The organism is Streptomyces sp. NPDC033180 (assembly GCF_055577645.1).
Genome location: NZ_JBVIPU010000008.1, coordinates 217,310 through 237,374 on the forward strand (window position 1 = coordinate 217,310; position 20,065 = coordinate 237,374).

A 20,065-nucleotide genomic window follows, 5' to 3' on the forward strand; every position below is an offset into this window, starting at 1 on the left:
AATGACCAGGGTGCTCGTGGTCGACGACCAGTTCCTCATCCGGGCCGGTCTGGTGGGGCTGCTGCGCGCCGCGCCCGGCATCGAGGTCGTCGGTGAGGCGGGTGACGGCGCCCAGGCCGTCGCGCTCGCCGCGACGACCCGGCCCGATGTGATCCTGATGGACATCCGCATGCCGGGCATGAGCGGCGTCGTGGCCACCGAGAAGATCCTCGCCGAGGCGCCCGAACCTCCGCCGCGCGTCCTGGTGTTGACCACGTTCGACCTCGACGAGTACGTGTACGGGGCGCTGCGGGCCGGAGCGTCGGGCTTCCTGCTCAAGGACTCCGGGCCCGAGCGCCTGCTCGCCGCGGTGGCCGCCGTCGGTGGCGGCGACGCGCTCTTCGCGCCCAGCGTCACCTGCCGCCTCGTCGAGGCCTTCGCCCGGCAGGCCGGAGCCGGGGCCGGCGACCGCGCCGAGCCGCCGCCCGATCTGCGTGCGCTGACCCTGCGCGAGGTCGAGGTCCTGAAGCTGATCGCGACGGGCCTGTCGAACGCGGACATCGCCGACCGCCTCTACATCAGCGAGGCCACGGTCAAGACCCATCTCAACCGGACGATGTCCAAACTCGACCTGGACAGCAGGGCGCAGGCGGTGGTGGTGGCCTACGAGACGGGTCTCGTCACGCCGGGCGGCGGCCACCACTGAAAGCAGAGACGGCGCCCGTCCTCTCCCCCGTGGGAGGACGGGCGCCGCCAGTTCGTGGGGCCGTTCCAACGGGATCCAGCGTCATGCCCCCGCCAATTCCGTACAAGGGATGCCTTGCCCCTGTGGCACGGAGGTGACCATTCCGCAATGCTGTTCCCGGCCCGCAACAGCGCTGCCGGGAGCATTTCGCAAAAGGGGCAACATGTGCAATCGGGGCGATTTGGTGTGTTCCGGGTTGGTGCCTGGGGTTCCGCATCGTGGAGTGGGACAGCGATGGGACACTGGACGCCGGACCGCACGGAGTGCGACGGTGCACGCCAGTGGCCCGAATGCTCCCGTGCGCCCCCGGTCCGGGAACTGACATCCTGCCTTTCGGCATCCCTCTGGGTAGCCCATGGCAGGAGCAGCGGGGGCTGCCTCATGGGCAGAGCGGGGGGAACCACGCGCGGGGGCACGTTGGCACGTACGGGGGGAATAGGGGGAGTAATGCCTCGTTGGAAGGCGCTACCGGATGAGCTGGATCCGCAGGTCAGGGAGTTCGCCAGTCAGCTGCGCAGGCTCGTCGACCGCAGTGGTCTGAGCATCGCCGCGGTGTCGGACCGCACCGGGTACAGCAAGACGTCGTGGGAGCGCTATCTGAACGGGCGGCTGCTCGCTCCGAAGGGTGCGATCGTCGCGCTTGCCGAGGTGACGGGCACCAATCCCGTTCACCTCATCACGATGTGGGAACTCGCCGAGCGCGCGTGGAGCCGCTCCGAGATGCGACACGACATGACCATGCAGGCGATCCGGATCTCCCAGGCGCGGGCCGCGCTCGGCGAGCTGGGTCCGAACCCGCCCAAGAGCAAGGGCAAGGGACAGGGCCAGGGACAAGGACAGGGCCAGGGGAACGGCGGCACGGCACGCAACGGCGCCGCGGGCGCCGGTCCCGGAGTCGGTCCCGGCGCGGGTGCGGGCGCGGGTGCCGGCACGGGTGCCGGTGTCGATTCCGCCGCCCGTCCCGGCCGTTCCGCCCGCCCCGGCGGGAGCGTCACCGGGGTCGCCGGTCCCGCGGGCGTCTCGCCCACTGCGGCGCCGCCAACTCCGTCGTACGGACCTGGGGGTGCGGGCGGGGGCGACCAGGGCGTCGTCTTCGGGCCGCCCGGTACGGACGAGCCGGGCCCCCGCAACGACTCGCCCGACCGGCAGCGGAGGCGCAGGAAGCTGACGATGTTCCTGGCCGGTGTCGTGGGCGCGCTCGTCGTCATAGCCGCCGCCGTGTTCCTGACCGACTTCGGCAAGGACGACAAGGGCAACGAAGGCGCCAAGCCGCCGGCGTCACCCAGCACCACCGACAAGGACCTGCCCGACGGCGTCGAGTGCAGCGGCAAGAGCTGCACCGGCAAGGACCCGGAGACCATGGGCTGCGGCGGCGAGTTGGCGGCCACGTCGACGCGCGCGACGGTGGGCAAGGCTCTGGTCGAGGTCCGCTACAGCAAGACGTGCGGGGCGGCGTGGGCGCGTATCACCCAGGCGGCTCCGGGCGACAAGGTCACGATCTCCGGCGACGGCGCGAAGCAGAACGGCACCGTGAACGCGGACTTGGACGCGTACACGCCGATGGTGGCCGTCAAGGACGGTGCGTCGGCTGAGGCGTGCGCGACCCTCAAGGCGGGCCAGACCGGCTGCACGAAGTAAGAACGGGGGAGTGCACCCGGCCGGGGGTGGCCGGGTGCAAGGGGTGACCGACGGGAGATGGCGGCCACCACCTCAGGGGGGGGGGAGCGTGGCGGCCGCCTGGGGGTGTGACCACTCCCGTGGGGGTACTGCTGCGTGTGCCCTCACTCGCCGAAGACATGCCTGTCGATTTCGCAGAAATTTCGCGGGGGCCGAACGGAGCCCGTGGATCGTGGTCCGGCGGCACGGGTGGATCTTTGTGGGGTGGGCCACACCCTCCCGGGGTTCGGCGGTCGGCGGGGCGCGATAGCCTGAGCGGCGGATCTCTCTTGATGCCAAGAGATCGATCATCGAGGGCGTCGGTGGGGATCCAGCACAAGGGGACCCCGCACAAGGGGCAGGGACCCTCACCGCCAGCTGTCTTACGGAGATCGCCATGACCCGCACTCCCGTGAATGTCACCGTCACCGGCGCGGCCGGCCAGATCGGCTACGCGCTGCTCTTCCGCATCGCGTCCGGCCACCTGCTCGGCGCGGACGTGCCGGTCAATCTGCGACTGCTCGAGATCACGCCGGCCCTGAAGGCCGCCGAGGGCACCGCCATGGAGCTCGACGACTGCGCCTTCCCGCTGCTGAACTCGATCGAGATCAGCGACGACCCGAACGTCGCCTTCGACGGCGCCAACGTCGCCCTCCTCGTCGGCGCCCGCCCCCGCACCAAGGGCATGGAGCGCGGCGACCTGCTCTCCGCCAACGGCGGCATCTTCAAGCCGCAGGGCAAGGCGATCAACGACAACGCCGCGGACGACATCAAGGTCCTCGTCGTGGGCAACCCGGCCAACACGAACGCGCTCATCGCGCAGGCCGCCGCCCCGGACGTACCGGCCGAGCGTTTCACCGCGATGACCCGCCTGGACCACAACCGCGCGCTGTCGCAGCTGGCGAAGAAGACCGGCTCGTCGGTCTCCGACATCAAGCGCCTCACCATCTGGGGCAACCACTCGGCCACCCAGTACCCCGACATCTTCCACGCGGAGATCGCCGGCAAGAACGCCCCGGACGTCGTGGGCGACCAGGCCTGGCTCGCCGACGAGTTCATCCCGACCGTCGCCAAGCGCGGCGCCGCGATCATCGAGGCCCGTGGCGCGTCCTCGGCTGCCTCCGCCGCCAACGCCGCCATCGACCACGTCCACACGTGGGTGAACGGCACGGCCGCCGGTGACTGGACCTCGATGGGTATCCCGTCGGACGGTTCGTACGGCGTTCCGGAGGGCCTCATCTCCTCCTTCCCCGTCACCACCAAGGACGGCAAGTACGAGATCGTCCAGGGCCTGGAGATCAACGAGTTCTCGCGCACGCGCATCGACGCGTCCGTGCAGGAGCTCACCGAGGAGCGCGAGGCGGTCCGCGGCCTCGGCCTCATCTAGTACGGCCCGCCCGTACGGTTCGTTCCGTACGCGCAGGTCTCCACCTCGCCCCCGGCAGCCGTTCGATCGGCAGCCGGGGGCGAGGTGCGTTCGGCCGGGGGGCGTTGTTCCCGTTGCCAAGCTGCTCGGCAATGTAGTACTTCTTATACATGAGCGAGCAAGTGCACAACAGGTTGGCGATGGTGCGCGCGGAGCGGAAAGTGTCGCGCCAGAGCCTGGCCGAGGCGGTGGGGGTCCACTACCAGACCATCGGCTACATCGAGCGCGGGCAGTACAACCCGAGCCTCGACCTGGCGCTGAAAATCGCGGTGTTCTTCGGGCTGCCGGTCGAGGCGCTGTTCTCCCTCGAACCGTTCCGCCCGCTCACGGACGAGGTCTACGGGAGGAGTCAGGGATGACGGACCAGCAGGTGACGGAGACGGGGGCGCGACCGATGACCGGGTACGACCGGCGGATGTTCGCGCTCATGAACCGGCGCGAGGCGGCGCCGATGTACGCCACCGCCGCGCGCAGGCGGTTTGCGGTCGGCGCCCACATCGCACTGACCGTGGCGAGTGAGGTGACCTGGCTGCTCACGGTCGTCGGCGACCAGCGCTGGGCGATGTGGACCATGCTCGGCCTTCTGCTGCCCTGGTGTCTCGCCACCGGAGTCATCAACGGCGCCACGCGCGGCCTTCTCGAACTGCGCGAACGCGCCCTGGACGAGCGGCAGCGCGCGGAGCGGGTCCGCGTCTCGGCGCGTGCCCGGCAGATCATGCTCTGGCTGCTGCTCGCGGCGGCGGCGGGGGCCGGGTTCGCCGCGTACCAGGGGTGGGACACCGACGGGCTGCTCTTCCCCGTCCTCTTCACCGCGTTCGTCGTGCACTGGCTGATGCCGCTGTGGGTGGCGGGGCTCGCGGTGCAGGACGAGCCCGCGGACTTCGACGAGGCCGGGGAGTAGCGCTCAGTACGTGTAGCGCTCAGTACGTGTTCGGCTTGTCCGTCACCTGGCCCCGCAGTTGGGACACGTCCACCGAGTCCTCGTCGGACGGGGTCTTCGACGGGACCGGCTTGTCGTAGTCGCCGAGTGTCAGCGTCGAGTCGGTCCCTCCGCCCTTCTCCGTGGCCTTGACCAGGTACGGGGTGCCTTCCGTCGCGACGTACAAGGTGGTCGTCCTGCCGTCCTCCCTGCCGGACACGGGGATCGCGGACGTGCCGTCGACCTTGGTCGTCCCGCCCTTGTTCAAGGCCGTGTTGCCGTCGGACTTGTTCTTCACCTCGTCCTGGATCGCGTTGAGGTCGCAGACCCCGGCCATGTCCTTGAACAGGGCGTCGTCGGTCGTGCCGTACAGATAACGGTCCCCGATCACCTCGGCCGTGGCCTCGCCCTGGCCGCCGGGGAGCTGGGCCTTCCAGAAGGCGCGGTCGGGCTTCATCCAGACCTTCTTGCCTTGCTTGATCAGCTCCAGGCCGCCGCCGTCGTCGGCCATGCGCAGCGATCCGACGCAGTTGTCGTCCTGGTCCAGGGTGAGGTCCATGGAGACCGGTTCGTCGCCCTCCGTGTCCGTGCCCCTCTGCTCCAGCTTCAGGTGAACCGACTTCGCGTCGAGCAGTTCCCGCTCCGCCTTGTCGGAGATCTCCTGGGCGCTCAGATCCTCCGTGTCGGCGAGGGCGACAGCCGGTGCGACCAGCAACGCAGCCGCCGTAAAGGTCGCCGTGCAGGCCGCGGTGGACCAAGCGTGTCTCCTGGATATTCCACGCATAGCGCCACCTCCATGGCAAACCCCTCTTCGAGCGTACGTTTCGCCCCAGGTGCCTGCACGCGCAGTGACACAGCGCACTTTCAGTTATGTAATGCGCATGGTTTCTCCGCCTCGGGGCATGTGCACCCGGCTACCGCGAGTGACAGGCGGGGCGTATGACAGGAATGGAAGGCAAACGGGACGTGTCCGCACAACAGACCATCCACGTGGGCGGAGAGTGGCTGCACGCCCTCTCCGGCGCCACACGCGAGATCCTCGACCCGGCGGATGCCAAGCCGTTCGCTCTGATCGCCGAGGGCGGCACCGAGGACACCGACGCGGCCATCGCCGCCGCACGTCAGGCGTTCGACCACGGACCGTGGCCGGCCACGCCCGTCGCCGAACGGGCCGCACTGCTGCGCCGCGTGGCAGACCTCCTCGTACGCGACCGGGAGAAGATCGGGCTCCTGGAGAGCCGCGACGCCGGCAAGACCGTCGAGGAGGGACGCGTCGACGTCGACTGCGTCGCCGACGCCTTCCGCTACTTCGCCGACCTGGTGATCGGCGAGGGCGCGGGCCGCGTCGTCGACGCCGGGTCCGACGACATCCACAGCGTGGTCGTGCACGAGCCGGTCGGCGTCTGCACGATGATCACGCCCTGGAACTACCCGCTCCTCCAGGCAAGCTGGAAGATCGCCCCCGCGCTCGCCGCGGGCAACACCTTCGTCATCAAGCCGAGTGAGGTCACTCCGCTGACGACGGTCGCGCTGATCGAGCTGCTCGTCGAGGCGGGCCTCCCGGCCGGCGTCGCGAACATCGTGACAGGACCCGGCCACACGGTCGGCGCACGCCTGTCCGACCACCCCGACGTCGACCTGGTCTCCTTCACCGGCGGCCTCGTCTCCGGCACCAAGGTCGCCCAGGCCGCGGCCCTCGGCGTCAAGAAGGTCGCCCTCGAACTCGGCGGCAAGAACCCGAACGTCGTCTTCGCCGACGCCTGCGCCACCGAAGAGGGCTTCGACACCGCCGTCGACCAGGCGCTGAACGCCGCCTTCATCCACAGCGGGCAGGTCTGCTCCGCCGGTGGCCGCCTCATCATCGAGGAGTCGGTCCGCGAGCGCTTCGTCGCCGAACTCGCCCGCCGCGCCAGCCGCATCAAGCTCGGCCGCGGCACGGAGGACGGCGTGGAGTGCGGCCCGCTCGTCTCGCAGCAGCAGCGCGAGAAGACCGAGTCGTACGTCGCATCCGCACTGGAGGAAGGCGCGGTCCTGCGCACCGGCGGCAAGCGCCCCGAGCCCAGCGAAGTGCGCCCCGCGACCGGCTACTTCTACGAGCCGACCGTCCTGGACCAGTGCCACCGCGAGATGCGCGTCGTGCGCGAAGAGGTCTTCGGCCCGGTCCTGACCGTCGAGACCTTCCGCACCGAGGACGAGGCCGTCGCGCTCGCCAACGACACCGAGTACGGCCTCGCGGGCGCCGTATGGACCAACGACGCCGGCCTCGGCCGCCGCATGGCACGGCGCCTGCGCCACGGCACGGTCTGGATCAACGACTTCCACCCCTACCTGCCGCAGGCGGAGTGGGGCGGCTTCGGCAAGAGCGGCGTCGGGCGCGAGCTCGGACCCGCCGGGCTCGCCGAGTACCGCGAGTCCAAGCACATCTACCAGAACCTCGCCCCGCGGCCGGTCCGCTGGTTCGCGGGCTGAGGCCCGAAGCGCAGAGGCGTGCGCGGGGGCGGCGGTCCCGCCCCCGCGCACGTGTATGTCCGTCACTCCGAGCACCCCCCGCTCTATACGCGCAAGCACCTTGCATCACACCTCGCAGGAAGAGGAGCAGCACGCATGGCTGAGACCACTGAGTACGACTACGTCATCGTCGGTGGCGGAACCGCAGGGTCGGTGATCGCGTCCCGGCTCACCGAGGACCCGGGCGTCACCGTCGCCGTCATCGAGGGCGGGCCCAGCGACATCGACCGGGAGGACGTCCTCACGCTGCGCCGCTGGCTCGGCCTGCTCGGCGGCGACCTCGACTACGGCTACACCACCACCGAGCAGCCGCGCGGCAACTCGCACATCCTGCACAGCCGCGCCAAGGTCCTCGGCGGCTGCTCGTCGCACAACACCCTGATCTCCTTCAAGCCGCTGCCCTCCGACTGGGACGAGTGGGAAGAGGCGGGCGCCGCCGGCTGGGGCGCCAAGTCGATGGACCCCTTCTTCGGCAAGCTGCGCAACAACATCGTGCGCGTCGCCAAGAAGGACCAGAACCAGATCGCCACCGACTGGGTCGAGGCGAGCAAGAGCGCGCTCGGCGTCCCCGAGGTCGTCGGCTTCAACGACAAGCCCTTCGACGAGGGCGTCGGCTTCTTCGACCTCTCGTACCACCCGGAGAACAACAAGCGTTCCTCCGCCTCCGTCGCCTACCTCCACCCCCACATGGAGGCCGGCGACCGCCCGAACCTCCACCTGTTCCTGGAGACCTGGGCCACCAAGCTGGACCTGGACGGCAAGACCGCGCGCGGCGTCCACATCCGCGCGAAGGACGGCGCCGAGCAGCTGCTCACCGCCCGCCGCGAGGTGCTCGTCTGCGCGGGCGCCGTCGACACGCCCCGACTGCTCATGCACTCCGGCATCGGCCCGGCGAAGGACCTCGAAGCCCTCGGCATCCCCGTCGTGCACGACCTGCCGGGCGTCGGCGAGAACCTCCTCGACCACCCCGAGTCGGTCATCGTCTGGGAGACCAACGGGCCGATCCCCGGCAACTCCGCGATGGACTCCGACGCGGGCCTCTTCGTCAAGCGGGACCCGGACCACAAGGGCCCTGACCTGATGTTCCACTTCTACCAGATCCCGTTCACGGACAACCCGGAGCGCCTGGGCTACGAACGCCCGGAGCACGGCGTCTCGATGACGCCGAACATCCCCAAGTCCCGTGCGCGCGGCCGCGTCTACCTGACGTCGGCCGACCCCGAGGTGAAGCCCGCCCTCGACTTCAAGTACTTCGAGCACGACGAGAACGGCGTCGACTACGACGGTCAGACCCTCGTCGACGGCATCAAGCTGGCCCGCAAGGTCGCGCAGGCCGAGCCCTTCGCCAAGTGGCTCAAGCGCGAGGTCTTCCCCGGCCCCGACGTCACCGACGACGCCGAGATCAGCGAACTCGTGCGCAAGGCCGCGCACACCGTCTACCACCCGGCGGGAACCTGCCGCATGGGTGCCGCCGCGGACGAACTCGCTGTGGTCGACCCGGAGTTGAAGATCCGGGGACTTCAAGGAATCCGTATCGCGGACGCATCCGTCTTCCCGACGATGCCCGCCGTGAACCCGATGATCGGAGTGCTCATGGTCGGGGAGAAGTGTGCCGAGATGCTGGGTGGTGACGGCCGATGAGCGAGGCCTCAGTGAAGAAAACGGAAGACACGACGCAGCAGTCGAAGCAGGGGCCCGCGGACGGGCCCGTCTTCGCCGTCGAGAACCTCTGGAAGGTCTTCGGCCCGAAGGCCGACCGCATACCGGGCGACACGTCCGTCCATGACCTCACCCCCGCCGAACTGCGCGAGCAGACCGGCTGCACCGCCGCCGTGCGCGATGTGTCCTTCGAGGTGAAGAAGGGCGAGGTCTTCGTCGTCATGGGCCTTTCGGGCTCCGGCAAGTCGACGCTCGTACGCTGCCTCACCCGGCTCATCGAGCCGACATCGGGGTCCATCGCGATCGACGGCGAGGACGTCCTCGGCATGGACAAGGCACGCCTGCGCGAACTGCGCAGGCACCGCGCCGCCATGGTCTTCCAGCACTTCGGCCTCCTCCCGCACCGCACCGTCCTCGACAACGTCGCCTACGGCCTGGAGATCCAGGGCGTCGGCAAGGCCGAGCGCCGCGCCAAGGCCCTCGAAGTCGTCGCCAAGGTCGGCCTCGAAGGCCTCGAGCAGCGCAAGCCCGGACAGCTCTCCGGCGGCCAGCAGCAGCGTGTCGGCCTGGCCCGCGCCCTCGCCGTCGACCCCGAAGTCCTGCTCTTCGACGAGCCGTTCAGCGCCCTCGACCCGCTCATCCGCCGCGACATGCAGGAAGAAGTCATCCGCCTGCACCGCGAAGAGGGCCGCACGATGGTCTTCATCACCCACGACCTCAGCGAGGCCCTGCGCCTAGGCGACCGCATCGCGCTGATGCGCGACGGCCGCATCGTGCAGCTCGGCACGCCCGAGGAGATCGTCGGCTCCCCGGCCGACGACTACGTACGCGACTTCGTACGGGACGTGGCGCGCGCCGACGTGATGAGCGTGCGCACCGCCATGCGTCCCGCCGACGCCGACGAGCAGGAGCGCGGCCCGGCGCTCGCGCCGGACGCCAAGGTCGCCGACGCCATCGAGGCCGTCGCCAAGTCCGGCTTCCCGGTGCGCGTGATGGACGGCCCCCGCTGCCTCGGAGTCGTCGACCACGAGGCGCTTCTCGGCGTCGTCGCGGGCGTGGCCCCGGCGGACGGGCGTGTGACGAAGCCCGACAAGGGGCGCTCCGATACCGGCGAGGTGGTCGCCTGATGGCCACCGCCACCGCTTCGACTCCCGTACGCGACACGGGAATCGGCGCGCTCCTGCGCCACCGTGCCGTCGGCAAGCTCCTGTTGCTCGCCGTCGCCGCGGCGATCCTCGTCCCCATCGTCAACGCCAAGTGGGCGTCCGGCGCCTGGCCCGGCGCGCTCACCGTCGACCTGACGGAGCCGCTCGGCAAGACCACCGACTGGATCATCGACAACCGCGACAGCCACCCGCTGTTCGTCTACGTCCTCGGCAACATCTCCAACGGCATCGTGCTCTCCATCCGCGGCGTCTACCTGGTGCTGCTCGCGGCCGGCTGGGCCGGAGTGAGTGTCGGCGCCGCCCTCGTCGCCTGGCGTGTGGCGGGCGTGCGGCTCGCGCTCCTTGCCGGCGCCTCGTTCGGCCTGTGCGGACTGCTCGGCATGTGGGTGCCGACGATGCAGACGCTGTCCCTGATGATCGTGGCCGTCCTCGTCTCCGTCGTACTCGGCATGCTGCTCGGCCTTGCCGGCGGTCTCAACGACCGGGTCTTCCGCATCCTGCGGCCGGTCCTCGACACCATGCAGGTGCTCCCCGCCTTCTCGTATCTGCTGCCCGTCGCCCTGGTCTTCGGCATCGGCGTGCCCGCCGCGGTCATCGCGACCGTCGTCTACGCGGCACCGCCGATGGCCCGGCTCACGGCGCTCGGCCTGCGCGGCGCCGACGGCGGCGTGATGGAAGCGGTGACGTCGCTCGGCACCACCGCCCGCCAGCGCCTGCTCTCCGCGCGCCTCCCGCTGGCCCGCAAGGAACTGCTTCTCGGCCTCAACCAGACGATCATGATGGCCCTCGGCATGGCCGTCATCGCGTCGATGATCGGCGGCGCCGGTCTCGGTGACCGCGTCTATCAGGCCCTCGGCTCGGTGGACGTCGGAGCCGCGCTCGCGGCCGGCATCCCGATCGTGCTGCTCGCCGTGGTCCTCGACCGCGTGACGGCCGCCGCGGGGGAGCGGCTCGGCGCCAACACCGAGGACAACTCGCCGCTGCGCGGCCGGCGCGGCTGGTCCGTGGCAGCGGCGGCCGTCGTCGTGGCCGCGCTCGCCGCGCGCTTCGCGGACCGCCTGGAGTGGCCCGAGAGCTGGGTCGTGAACATCGCCGAGCCGGTGAACACCGCCAAGGAGTGGATGGTCGACCACATCTACACCGGCGTGCCCGTCGTCGGCGGCACCGCCGACTGGGCCGCCCACTTCACCACGTGGGTCCTCGACCCGATCCGTGACGGTCTCCAGGGCCTGCCCTGGTGGTCGGTGCTCCTCATCATCGCTGCCCTCGCCTGGCTGATCGGCACCTGGCAGACCGCGCTCACCGCCGTCCTCGCCATGGCGGCGACCGGCGTACTCGGCGTGTGGAAGCCGTCCCTCGACACCCTCGCGCAGGTCCTTGCCGCCGTCGCCGTCACCGTGGTCCTCGGCTTCGCGATCGGCATCGCCGCGGCGCGCAGTCCGCGACTGGAGGGGCTCCTGAGGCCCGTACTCGACGTCTTCCAGACGATGCCGCAGTTCGTGTACCTGATCCCGGTCGTGGCCCTCTTCGGCATCGGCCGGGCCCCCGCGGTCGCCGCGGCCATCGTGTACGGGCTGCCCGCCGTCATCCGCATCACCACGCAGGGCCTGCGCCAGGTCAACGCCGCCGCCATGGAGTCGTCACACTCCCTCGGCGCCACCAGCTGGCAGCAACTGCGCCAGGTCCAGCTGCCGCTGGCCCGCCCGGCGCTCCTGCTCGCCGTCAACCAGGCGGTCGTCCTGATCCTCGCCGTCGTCGTCATCGGCGGTCTGGTGGGCGGTGGGGCACTCGGTTACGAAGCGGTGTTCGGCCTCGCGCAGGGCGACCTGGCCACGGGTCTCGTGGCGGGTGTGGCGATCGTGTGCCTCGGTCTCATGCTCGACCGGGTCACGCAGCCGACGACACGCCGGGAACACAGCTCGAAGAAGGGTGCGTGACATGCGAGTACGTACGCGTGTGATGAGTGCAGCCACCGCGGGCTGCGCCCTCCTTGCCCTCTCCGGCTGCGCCTCCGACATGACCAAGCAGGCGTCCCCGTACGCCAATGCCGAGGGCGCCAAGACCGTGACGCTGTCGGTCCAGTCCTGGGTCGGCGCGCAGGCGGACGTGGCCGTCGCCGAGTATCTGCTCAAGCACGAGCTCGGGTACCGCGTCGACAAGGTCCAGATCGACGAGGTCCCCGCCTGGGACGCGCTCAGCCAGGGCCGCGTCGACGCGATCATGGAGGACTGGGGCCACCCGGACCAGGAGCAGCGGTACATCAAGGACAAGAAGACGATCGTCCCCGGCGGCGACGTGGGGGTCACCGGGCACATCGGGTGGTACGTCCCGACGTACTTCGCGAAGAAGCACCCGGACGTCACCAATTGGAAGAACCTCAACAAGTACGCGAAGGACTTCCGCACCTCCGAGAGCGGCAGCAAGGGCCAGCTCATGGACGGCTCCCCGTCGTACGTCACGAACGACAAGGCCCTGGTGAAGAACCTCGGCCTGGACTACGAGGTCGTCTTCGCGGGGTCCGAGGCGGCGCAGATCACGCAGATCGAGCAGTTCGCCAAGCAGCAGAAGCCGTTCCTGACGTACTGGTACAAGCCGCAGTGGCTGTTCGAGAAGGTGCCGATGACGGAGGTGAAGCTGCCCGAGTACAAGGAGGGCTGCGACGCCGACCCCGTCAAGATCAAGTGCGCCTATCCGCACACGCCCCTGCAGAAGTACTTCAACGCCGACTTCGCCAAGAAGGGCGGCGACGCGGCGGAGTTCCTGAAGAACTTCAAGTGGTCGGAGGAGGACCAGAACGAGGTCTCGCTGATGATCGCGGACAAGAAGATGGCGCCGGAGGACGCGGCGGAGGCTTGGGTCGCCGACCATGAGCGGAAGTGGCGGGGCTGGCTGCCGAAGTAACCGCAACGCGCCGGTGCCGGGCTCCCAAAGCCGGGAGCCCGGCACCGGCGCGTCACATGCCGAGGTAGTGGCTGAGCGCGTGCTCGACCTCAGCCATCTCATGTCGGTCGAGGTAGTGCACGGGGTCGCCGTGGACGTACGTGACGTCGACGGAGCGGATCTGGTCCACGAGCAGTCGGGTCAGGGTGCCGGCGATCTCCAGTTCCGGACGGAATACCGCCGCTTGCGCGCCGGTGGATGTCGGGATGATCGTCGCGACGTTCCAGGGCATGGAGGTGGGGCTGAGCACGAGCCCGTACCGACGCCCACGCTGCTCGTGCCCGCGCTTGGCATCGCCGAGATCAACCCGGTAGACGGCTCCCCGGATCACCAGGCGTCCGGTTCCGTGGAGAGGTCTTCGTCCGCCAGACGTTCCGCCGCCGCTCGCGCCTCGGTCATCCACTCCTCGCGCTCGAGGAGACGCAAGGCGCGGCGGATGACGTCACTCGTGCTGTCGCCGCCTCGCATGGCGGCCTTGATGATGCGCTCGTCCGCCTCCGTGGGCCTGAACCCTATGGTGCTCGCCATGTAGGCCAGCGTAGTCCCGTGTCGAGCATCTGTGCAACATTTGTTTAACGCGCGGACGCGCGGACGCGTGGGCTCTCAGCCAGGCATTCAACGGCGCCTCCACGGCTACCCCAGCTCCGCGGCGATGGTCCGCAACGCCTCCGTCGCCCGGATCTGCAGGCCGGGGCCGAACGTGATCCGCGTGGCGCCGAGCGAGCCGAGTTCCCGGAGGGAGGGGCCGCCGGGCTTGGCCACCGCGTTGATCGGTCCCTCGACGCCCGCCCGCAGCGCCGGCAGCGCCTCCGGAGGCGCCATGATCGGGTAGACACAGTCCGCGCCGGCCTCGACGTACAGCCGAGCCCGCTCAACCGCCTGCCCGGGATCCGCGACGCCCCGGATGAACGTGTCCACCCGCGCGTTGAGGAACAGCCCCGGGCCCGCGGCGGACCGTACCTCCGCCAGCCACTCCGCCTGCTCACGCGGATCCCTGAGGGCCCCGCCCGAAGCGTTCGAGTCCTCCAGGTTGCAGCCGACCGCGCCCGTCTCCAGAAGCCGTTCCACCAGCTCCTTCGGCGGCAGCCCATAGCCGCCCTCGATGTCCGCGGAGACCGGAACGGCCCCGGCGACCGACCGTACGATCCGGGCCACCGCCGCGAACATCTCGTCCGGCGGCACCTCCCCGTCCGCGTACCCGAGCGACGCCGCGACCCCCGCGCTCGGCGTCGCGAGTGCGGGGAACCCGGCATCCACGAAGACCCGTGCGCTGGCCGCGTCCCACGGCCCGGGCAGGACCAGCGGGTCGCCGGGCGCGCGCCCGCGATGCAGCGCGCGGAATTCGTCCCCGAGGCTCACGGCGCGTACCCTCCCGGCTCGATGCGGCGGCTGACCATCAGCCGGTTCCAGCTGTTGATGACGGTGATCACCCCGATGAGATGGGCGAGTTCGGCCTCGTCGAAGTGCTTCGCCGCCGCCTCGTACGCCGCGTCGGGGACGAACCCGTCCGTCAGGACCGTGACCGCGTCGGTCAGCGCGAGAGCGGTCCGCTCCCGCTCGCTGAAGAGCTCACCCGCCTCCGCCCACGCGTTGAGGAGCGCGATCCGCTTCGTCGTCTCGCCGTTCTTCACAGCGATGTCCACATGCATGTCCAGACAGAACGCGCACGCGTTGATCTGTGAGGCGCGCATCATCACGAGCTCGGCGAGAACAGGGTCGCCGAGCCCCTTCTTCGCGGCAGCGCTCAGCGCGGACAGCGCGCTCGCGACGCCCTTGTCGAGGTGGGTGGTCCGAGCGCTCACTTGTGGTCTCCGGCCTTGTAGTGGCCCGGCACCTGACGCGTCGAGACGCCGAAGCGGTTCCACGCGTTGATCACGGTGATCGCGGCGATCAGCTGCGTCAGCTCCTGCTCGTCGAAGAGGGCCGCGGCCCTGTCGTACACCTCGTCCGGCACGAAGCCGTCCGTCAGGACGGTGATCGCCTCGGCCAGCTCGATCGCGGCGACCTCCTTCGCCGTGTAGAAGTGCCGCGACTCCTCCCACGCGCTGAGCTGGATGATCCGCTCCACGCTCTCGCCCGCCGCGAGCGCGTCCTTGCTGTGCATGTCGACGCAGAGCGCGCAGTGGTTGAGCTGCGAGGCGCGGATCTTCACGAGCTCCAGGATCACCGGGTCGACGCCCTTACGGGCCGCCGCGTCGAGCCGGACCATCGCCTTGAACACCTCGGGGGCGTGCTGGTGCCAGTCGAGGCGGGGCGTGTGCTCGTGGAGGTGTTCCGCGGTCTTCCGCGGCTGTCCGTGGGTGTTGTCGATCGTCGTCATGACATCGACCGTACGGGCACAATAGCCCACCGGTATGGTCCATTCCCATGGAAGAATCCTGGGCCACTCTGGGCGTCGACCTCCACCTGGAGACCGGGGGAGAGGCGACGCGCTCCGGCGTACGCAAGGGCCTCACGGACGCCCTGCGTGAAGCGGTGCGCGGCGGCAGGCTCGCCCCCGGCACCCGCCTCCCCTCGTCCCGCTCCCTCGCCGTCGACCTGGGCATCGCCCGCAACACCGTCGCCGACGCGTACGCGGACCTCGTCGCCGAGGGCTGGCTCACCGCACGCCAGGGCTCGGGCACCCGCGTCGCCGCACGCGCCGTGCCGCGCCCCGCCGAGCCCGCACCGCACCGCAGGGCCGCGGGCAGCCCGACGTACGACCTGATGCCGGGCACCCCCGACCTCTCCTCGTTCCCGCGCGCCGCCTGGCTCAAGGCCGCGCGCCGGGCCCTGGCAACCGCCCCGAACAACGCCCTCGGCTACGGCGATCCGCGTGGCCGCATCGAGCTGCGCACCGCCCTCGCCGACTACCTCTCCCGGGCGCGCGGCGTGCACGCGGACCCGGACCGCATCGTCATCTGCGCCGGGTTCGCGCAGGGACTGAGAGTGCTGGGCGGTGTGCTGCGGGCGCGCGGTCTGCGGGAGATGACGGTCGAGTCGTACGGCCTCGACGTGCACTGGCATCTCCTGCAGCGGGCCGGACTGCGGACGAGGCCGCTGCCCTTCGACGAACTGGGCACCTCCACAGCCGAGTTGGAGGCAGGCTCGGCCAAGGTCGCGCTTCTGACGCCCGCCCATCCGTTCCCCATGGGGGTTCCGCTGCACCCCGACCGGCGCGCGGCCGCCGTCGAATGGGCGCGGCGCGCGGGCGGTCTGATCCTGGAGGACGACTACGACGGTGAGTTCCGCTACGACCGGCAGCCGGTGGGCGCGCTCCAGGGCCTTGACCCCGACCGCGTGGTCTATCTCGGCACGGCGAGCAAGTCCCTCGCCCCCGGCCTCCGGCTCGGCTGGATGGTGCTTCCGGAGCCGATCGCCGCCGAGGTCATCGAGGCGAAGGGGGGCGCGGAGTGGGCCTGCGGGGCGCTGGACCAGCTGACACTCGCGGAGTTCATCACGTCGGGCGCGTACGACCGCCACGTGCGGGGCGCACGCCTGCGCTACCGGCGTCGACGGGACCAACTGGTCGCCGCGCTTGCCGCACGGGCACCGGAGGTGCGGGCCACGGGGATCGCCGCGGGACTGCACGCGGTACTCGAACTCCCGCCGGGCACGGAGCGATCGGTGGTGCAGGCGGCCGGCTGGCAACGCCTCGCCGTGCAGGGACTCGCGAGCTTCCGCCACCCTGCCGCGCGGCCCCCGGCACGGGACGCGCTGGTGGTGGGGTACGGGACCCCGGCGGACCATGGGTGGGCGGGGGCGCTGGAAGCGTTGTGCAGGGTACTGCCGTAGGGCTGAACCGGCTGTGCGCACCGCCAGCGCCGGCTCCGCAGCTGTGTGTGCCGTCAGTCAGCGCTGGCTCCGCAGCTGTGTGTGCCGTCAGTCAGCGCTGGCTCCGCAGCTGTGTGTGCTGTCAGTGCCGGCTCTGCAGCTGTGCGTGCCGTCAGTCAGCGCCGGCTCTGCAGCTGTGCGTGCCGTCAGTCAGCGCCGGCTCCGCAGCTGTGTGTACTGTCAGCGCCGGTTCCGCAGCTGTGTGTACCGCCATCACCGGCTCCGCAGCTGTGTGTACCGTCAGCGCCGGCTCCGCAGCTGTGTGTACCGTCAGCGCCGGCTCCGCAGCCGTGTGCACCCACCATCACCGGCTCCGCAGCCGTGTGCACCGCCATCACCGGCTCCGCAGCTGTGCGTACTGTCATCACGGGCTCCGCAGCCGTGCGCACCGCAATCACCGGCTCCGCCGAGTTCGTCCTCAAACGCCGGACGGGCTGATGGGTTCCACCCCCTCCGCAGGAGCCGGCGGCTCGCCGAACCGCGCCAGCGCCAACGCCCCCACCACAGCCACCACGAACCCCAGCACCGCGACCCATTCCATCCCGCCCCGGGTCCGATCCCCGAGCCACACCACCCCCACCACCGCGGGCCCGATCGTCTCCCCGATCACCATCCCCGCGGTGGCGGTCGTCACCGACCCCCGCTGCAAAGCGGACGTGAGCAGCAAGAACGCAGCCCCGCCGCCCACCAGCAGGGCGTAGGCAGCGGGGTTGGCCGCCAACGCCCCCGGCGAGACACCGTCGATCAGCCGCACTGCCACCTCCACCACCCCGAACCCGAGCCCCGCCCCGAGCCCCAGGGCCAACGCCCGCGCACGGCCGGGCAGCCTCCCCGCCACGGCCCCCAGCACCAGAACCCCCACCGCCACGCCCAGCATCACGTACCGCAGAGTCGTCGACCCGACGTCATCCCCCTCGTCCCCCGAAGCGAGCCCCAGCAGCGCGAGCCCCGCGCACACCACCCCCACCGCCGCCCACTCCACCCCGCTCAACCGCACCCGCAGCAACCGTGAGGCCACCACCGCCGTGACGGCGAGGCTCGCGGCGAGCGCCGCGCCGACGGCGTAGATCGGGATGGAGCGCAGCGCCACGATCTGCAGCAGGAATCCGAGCCCGTCGAGCCCGAGCCCCACGATGTACCGCCACTGCTTCGCCGCGCGCAGCAGCAGCGCGGGGTCGACCCCGGACCCCGTCCCCGGCGCCGTGGCGCGCGCGGCGATGGCCTGGAAGACGGAGGCCGTGCCGAAGCAGACCGCTGAACCGAGTGCGCAAATCATCCCAAGAGACACGAAGTGACTGTAGAGGAAGGGGATTCGGCTGAGCCGGTTGGCGTGGCGCGCGGGCCCTTACCTACGCTGATCGCCGAACACGCTTTGACACATGTACGACAACGGGGAGCTGTAGAGCAGATGGCGGCTGAGCAGCAGGAACTCAAGCGCGAGCCGAAGCAGGAACTCAAGCACGAGCCGAAGCAGGAGCCGAAGCAGAGGGCGCAGCGGCGCAGGCTGCGGTCCAGCACGGTCGTACTCGGCGGAATGGGTGTCCTCGCGGCGGCCCTGACCTCGTGCGGCTCCGAACCGGACAAGCGGTGCGTGGACCGCGACAGTTACGACTACCTCACCGGCTACAAGATCGTCGCCGACAAGAACTGCAAGAGCGGTTCGTCCTCCGGCTCCTCCTCCTCGTACGGCAAGGGGCGTCAGACCGGCGGAAGTTCGTACGGGGCCGGCACCGGAACCGGCACGGGCAAGTCCGGTCGCATGGAAGCCGACTGGTACTACGACGCGGACATCGAAGGCCGCCGCGCCGACTACGGCACGTTCAGCCGCAGTGAGGCCGTCGACCGTGACGGCTTCGGCTGCTCGGGCAGCGGCAGCGGCGGCGGCTGAGCGGGACCCGAGACCGAGTTCCGAGACGCTGACCCAGACCCACCTCCAGCCCCAGACCAGCCCCAGACCCACCCCCAGACCCGAGACCGAGACCCGAGACCGTGGAACGCCGTACCCTCACCCCCCGCCCCGGCTGGCAGCAGACCGTCGAGGACCAGGGGCTCATCTACCCCCTCACCCGCTACCCCGACGACTCGCTACGCCCCTACTGGGACGAGTCCGCCTGCTACGTCTTCTCGCTGCCCGAGGTGGAAGCCCTCGAAGAGGTCGTCGAGGAGCTGCACGCGATGTGCCTCGCGGCAGCCGAGCACATCGTCACGCGGGGCCGTCTCGCCGATCTCGGCATCACGGACCCCCGAGTGGCCGACGCGGTCACCGAGGCCTGGCACCGCCGCACCGAACTCCCCTCCCTCTACGGGCGGTTCGATCTGCACTACGAAGGTACGAGCGGCGGCCCGGCCAAGATGCTGGAGTACAACGCCGACACCCCCACCTCCCTGGTCGAGGCCGCGAGCCCCCAGTGGTTCTGGATGGAGGAGTGCTTCCCGGGCGCCGACCAGTGGAACTCCCTCCACGAGCGCCTCGTCGACGCCTGGAAGAAGCAGGCCGCGCTGCTTCCGCCCGGCGGCCCGCTGTACTTCGCGCACTCGGCGGGTGACGAGCTGGGCGAGGATCTGATGACGGTCGCGTATCTGCGCGAGACCGCGCAGCAGGCCGGGCTCGACACCGAGGCGATCTCCATGGAGGACATCGGCTGGGACCGGCTGTCGCGGCGCTTCGTCGACAAGAAGCTCGGCTTCATCCGCAGCTGCTTCAAGCTCTATCCGTGGGAGTGGCTGACCACCGACCGCTTCGCCCCGCATGTCCTGGAGACCCTCGACAACGGCGGCGGCACCGGCTCCACGCTGTGGATCGAGCCCGCCTGGAAGATGCTCCTCTCCAACAAGGCGCTGCTGGCGGTGCTCTGGGAGCTGTACCCGGGCCACCCGAACCTCCTGCCCGCCTACCTGGACGGCCCCCGGGAGCTCGCTTCCGGCCGAGGCTACGTCGCCAAACCCCTCCTCGGCCGCGAGGGCGCCGGGGTCACGGTCCACCCACCGGGTGCGGCGCCCGCGATCCGCGAAGAGGCGTGCTGTTACCAGGAGTTGGCGCCGCTGCCCGACTTCGACGGCAATCGCGTGGTGCTCGGTGCGTGGGTCGTCGAGGACGAGGCGGCGGGGCTCGGCATCCGGGAGTCGGCGGGCCTGATCACGGACGAGTACGCGAGGTTCCTGCCGCACGTCATTCTCTGAGGTCTTCCGGGGGCCTGGCGAAGTCCCGCGAGTACGCTGCCGGTTGATCGAATGACGCACTCGGAGGCGAACCG

20 protein-coding genes are annotated in these 20,065 nt (G+C 70.4%); 13 read left to right on the forward strand and 7 right to left on the reverse strand.

The annotated features are described in order from the left end of the window. The first annotated feature begins 1 nt into the window (after window position 1). The 5 genes from ACZ5WE_RS22815 (at window position 2) to ACZ5WE_RS22835 (ending at window position 4,707) form a co-directional block, all read left to right on the forward strand. Window positions 2–685, forward strand: coding sequence for a response regulator (locus ACZ5WE_RS22815; RefSeq protein ID WP_467691668.1), 684 nt, complete (start codon window positions 2–4; stop codon window positions 683–685). 486 nt (window positions 686–1,171) lie between these two features. Beyond that, window positions 1,172–2,362 carry an XRE family transcriptional regulator gene (locus ACZ5WE_RS22820; RefSeq protein ID WP_467691670.1) on the forward strand — a complete coding sequence of 397 codons (1,191 nt, stop codon included), beginning with the start codon at window positions 1,172–1,174 and terminating at the stop codon, window positions 2,360–2,362. A gap of 415 nt (window positions 2,363–2,777) precedes the next feature. Next, window positions 2,778–3,767 carry a malate dehydrogenase gene (locus ACZ5WE_RS22825; RefSeq protein ID WP_467691672.1) on the forward strand — a complete coding sequence of 330 codons (990 nt, stop codon included), beginning with the start codon at window positions 2,778–2,780 and terminating at the stop codon, window positions 3,765–3,767. Between the two features lie 149 nt (window positions 3,768–3,916). Then, window positions 3,917–4,165, forward strand: a complete 249-nt coding sequence (locus tag ACZ5WE_RS22830) for a helix-turn-helix transcriptional regulator (RefSeq protein WP_160506754.1) — start codon at window positions 3,917–3,919, stop codon at window positions 4,163–4,165. Next, entirely contained in the window at window positions 4,162–4,707 is a 546-nt protein-coding gene (locus ACZ5WE_RS22835; RefSeq protein WP_467691674.1) for a hypothetical protein, read from the forward strand. The genes ACZ5WE_RS22830 and ACZ5WE_RS22835 overlap by 4 nt, the downstream gene beginning before the upstream one ends. 19 nt (window positions 4,708–4,726) lie before the next feature. On the opposite strand, the gene ACZ5WE_RS22840 is transcribed toward ACZ5WE_RS22835, so the two are convergent. Beyond that, on the reverse strand, window positions 4,727–5,440 hold the full coding sequence (locus ACZ5WE_RS22840) for a hypothetical protein (RefSeq protein ID WP_467691676.1): 714 nt from the start codon (window positions 5,438–5,440) through the stop codon (window positions 4,727–4,729). Between the two features lie 233 nt (window positions 5,441–5,673). Between ACZ5WE_RS22840 and ACZ5WE_RS22845 the strand changes: the two genes are divergently transcribed. From ACZ5WE_RS22845 to ACZ5WE_RS22865, 5 genes are all read left to right on the forward strand, one after another. Next, complete coding sequence (locus tag ACZ5WE_RS22845; RefSeq protein WP_467691838.1) at window positions 5,674–7,194, forward strand: aldehyde dehydrogenase family protein; 1,521 nt, start codon at window positions 5,674–5,676, stop codon at window positions 7,192–7,194. Between the two features lie 135 nt (window positions 7,195–7,329). After that, window positions 7,330–8,874, forward strand: coding sequence for a GMC family oxidoreductase (locus tag ACZ5WE_RS22850; protein WP_467691678.1), 1,545 nt, complete (start codon window positions 7,330–7,332; stop codon window positions 8,872–8,874). Further along, entirely contained in the window at window positions 8,871–10,019 is a 1,149-nt protein-coding gene (locus ACZ5WE_RS22855; protein WP_467691680.1) for a quaternary amine ABC transporter ATP-binding protein, read from the forward strand. Before ACZ5WE_RS22850 ends, ACZ5WE_RS22855 begins: the two co-directional genes overlap by 4 nt. Further along, entirely contained in the window at window positions 10,019–11,995 is a 1,977-nt protein-coding gene (locus tag ACZ5WE_RS22860; protein WP_467691682.1) for an ABC transporter permease, read from the forward strand. The genes ACZ5WE_RS22855 and ACZ5WE_RS22860 overlap by 1 nt, the downstream gene beginning before the upstream one ends. A 22-nt stretch (window positions 11,996–12,017) precedes the next feature. Further along, complete coding sequence (locus ACZ5WE_RS22865; RefSeq protein ID WP_467691684.1) at window positions 12,018–12,959, forward strand: ABC transporter substrate-binding protein; 942 nt, start codon at window positions 12,018–12,020, stop codon at window positions 12,957–12,959. A 52-nt stretch (window positions 12,960–13,011) separates the two neighbouring features. Here the strand turns inward: ACZ5WE_RS22865 and ACZ5WE_RS22870 are convergent, their stop codons facing one another. From ACZ5WE_RS22870 to ACZ5WE_RS22890, 5 genes are all read right to left on the reverse strand, one after another. Continuing rightward, window positions 13,012–13,329, reverse strand: a complete 318-nt coding sequence (locus tag ACZ5WE_RS22870) for a type II toxin-antitoxin system PemK/MazF family toxin (protein ID WP_467691685.1) — start codon at window positions 13,327–13,329, stop codon at window positions 13,012–13,014. Next, window positions 13,326–13,526, reverse strand: a complete 201-nt coding sequence (locus tag ACZ5WE_RS22875) for a RuvA C-terminal domain-containing protein (protein WP_367044420.1) — start codon at window positions 13,524–13,526, stop codon at window positions 13,326–13,328. Before ACZ5WE_RS22875 ends, ACZ5WE_RS22870 begins: the two co-directional genes overlap by 4 nt. A 105-nt stretch (window positions 13,527–13,631) precedes the next feature. Next, the gene (locus ACZ5WE_RS22880) at window positions 13,632–14,357 is read right to left on the reverse strand and encodes an isocitrate lyase/PEP mutase family protein (protein ID WP_467691687.1); all 726 of its coding nucleotides are present in this window, start codon (window positions 14,355–14,357) and stop codon (window positions 13,632–13,634) included. Beyond that, window positions 14,354–14,800 carry a carboxymuconolactone decarboxylase family protein gene (locus ACZ5WE_RS22885; protein WP_467691689.1) on the reverse strand — a complete coding sequence of 149 codons (447 nt, stop codon included), beginning with the start codon at window positions 14,798–14,800 and terminating at the stop codon, window positions 14,354–14,356. The genes ACZ5WE_RS22880 and ACZ5WE_RS22885 overlap by 4 nt, the downstream gene beginning before the upstream one ends. Next, window positions 14,797–15,318, reverse strand: coding sequence for a carboxymuconolactone decarboxylase family protein (locus ACZ5WE_RS22890; protein WP_467691690.1), 522 nt, complete (start codon window positions 15,316–15,318; stop codon window positions 14,797–14,799). The genes ACZ5WE_RS22885 and ACZ5WE_RS22890 overlap by 4 nt, the downstream gene beginning before the upstream one ends. A gap of 47 nt (window positions 15,319–15,365) precedes the next feature. Between ACZ5WE_RS22890 and pdxR the strand changes: the two genes are divergently transcribed. Then, window positions 15,366–16,772 (forward strand): MocR-like pyridoxine biosynthesis transcription factor PdxR, encoded by a 1,407-nt coding sequence (gene pdxR / locus ACZ5WE_RS22895; RefSeq protein ID WP_467691692.1) that lies wholly within the window; start codon window positions 15,366–15,368, stop codon window positions 16,770–16,772. 457 nt (window positions 16,773–17,229) lie between these two features. Here the strand turns inward: pdxR and ACZ5WE_RS22900 are convergent, their stop codons facing one another. After that, a complete protein-coding gene (locus tag ACZ5WE_RS22900) occupies window positions 17,230–18,087 on the reverse strand; it encodes a hypothetical protein (RefSeq protein WP_467691840.1) in 858 nt (285 codons plus the stop codon). Between the two features lie 258 nt (window positions 18,088–18,345). Between ACZ5WE_RS22900 and ACZ5WE_RS22905 the strand changes: the two genes are divergently transcribed. Together ACZ5WE_RS22905 and ACZ5WE_RS22910 are read left to right on the forward strand one after the other, a co-directional pair. Next, complete coding sequence (locus tag ACZ5WE_RS22905; RefSeq protein WP_467691842.1) at window positions 18,346–18,699, forward strand: hypothetical protein; 354 nt, start codon at window positions 18,346–18,348, stop codon at window positions 18,697–18,699. A gap of 101 nt (window positions 18,700–18,800) precedes the next feature. Beyond that, on the forward strand, window positions 18,801–19,991 hold the full coding sequence (locus ACZ5WE_RS22910) for a glutathionylspermidine synthase family protein (RefSeq protein ID WP_467691693.1): 1,191 nt from the start codon (window positions 18,801–18,803) through the stop codon (window positions 19,989–19,991). Window positions 19,992–20,065: the final 74 nt, after the last annotated feature.

Bases quoted from the DNA above. Each gene is read 5' to 3' on its own strand.
- ACZ5WE_RS22875 (WP_367044420.1), bottom strand. From the start codon at position 13,526: ATGGCGAGCACCATAGGGTTCAGGCCCACGGAGGCGGACGAGCGCATC.
- ACZ5WE_RS22830 (WP_160506754.1), top strand. From the start codon at position 3,917: ATGAGCGAGCAAGTGCACAACAGGTTGGCGATGGTGCGCGCGGAGCGG.
- ACZ5WE_RS22850 (WP_467691678.1), top strand. From the start codon at position 7,330: ATGGCTGAGACCACTGAGTACGACTACGTCATCGTCGGTGGCGGAACC.
- ACZ5WE_RS22845 (WP_467691838.1), top strand. From the start codon at position 5,674: ATGGAAGGCAAACGGGACGTGTCCGCACAACAGACCATCCACGTGGGC.
- ACZ5WE_RS22890 (WP_467691690.1), bottom strand. From the start codon at position 15,318: ATGACGACGATCGACAACACCCACGGACAGCCGCGGAAGACCGCGGAA.
- ACZ5WE_RS22860 (WP_467691682.1), top strand. From the start codon at position 10,019: ATGGCCACCGCCACCGCTTCGACTCCCGTACGCGACACGGGAATCGGC.
- ACZ5WE_RS22900 (WP_467691840.1), bottom strand. From the start codon at position 18,087: ATGATTTGCGCACTCGGTTCAGCGGTCTGCTTCGGCACGGCCTCCGTC.
- ACZ5WE_RS22865 (WP_467691684.1), top strand. From the start codon at position 12,018: ATGAGTGCAGCCACCGCGGGCTGCGCCCTCCTTGCCCTCTCCGGCTGC.
- pdxR (WP_467691692.1), top strand. From the start codon at position 15,366: ATGGAAGAATCCTGGGCCACTCTGGGCGTCGACCTCCACCTGGAGACC.
- ACZ5WE_RS22820 (WP_467691670.1), top strand. From the start codon at position 1,172: ATGCCTCGTTGGAAGGCGCTACCGGATGAGCTGGATCCGCAGGTCAGG.
- ACZ5WE_RS22815 (WP_467691668.1), top strand. From the start codon at position 2: ATGACCAGGGTGCTCGTGGTCGACGACCAGTTCCTCATCCGGGCCGGT.
- ACZ5WE_RS22835 (WP_467691674.1), top strand. From the start codon at position 4,162: ATGACGGACCAGCAGGTGACGGAGACGGGGGCGCGACCGATGACCGGG.
- ACZ5WE_RS22825 (WP_467691672.1), top strand. From the start codon at position 2,778: ATGACCCGCACTCCCGTGAATGTCACCGTCACCGGCGCGGCCGGCCAG.
- ACZ5WE_RS22905 (WP_467691842.1), top strand. From the start codon at position 18,346: ATGGGTGTCCTCGCGGCGGCCCTGACCTCGTGCGGCTCCGAACCGGAC.
- ACZ5WE_RS22855 (WP_467691680.1), top strand. From the start codon at position 8,871: ATGAGCGAGGCCTCAGTGAAGAAAACGGAAGACACGACGCAGCAGTCG.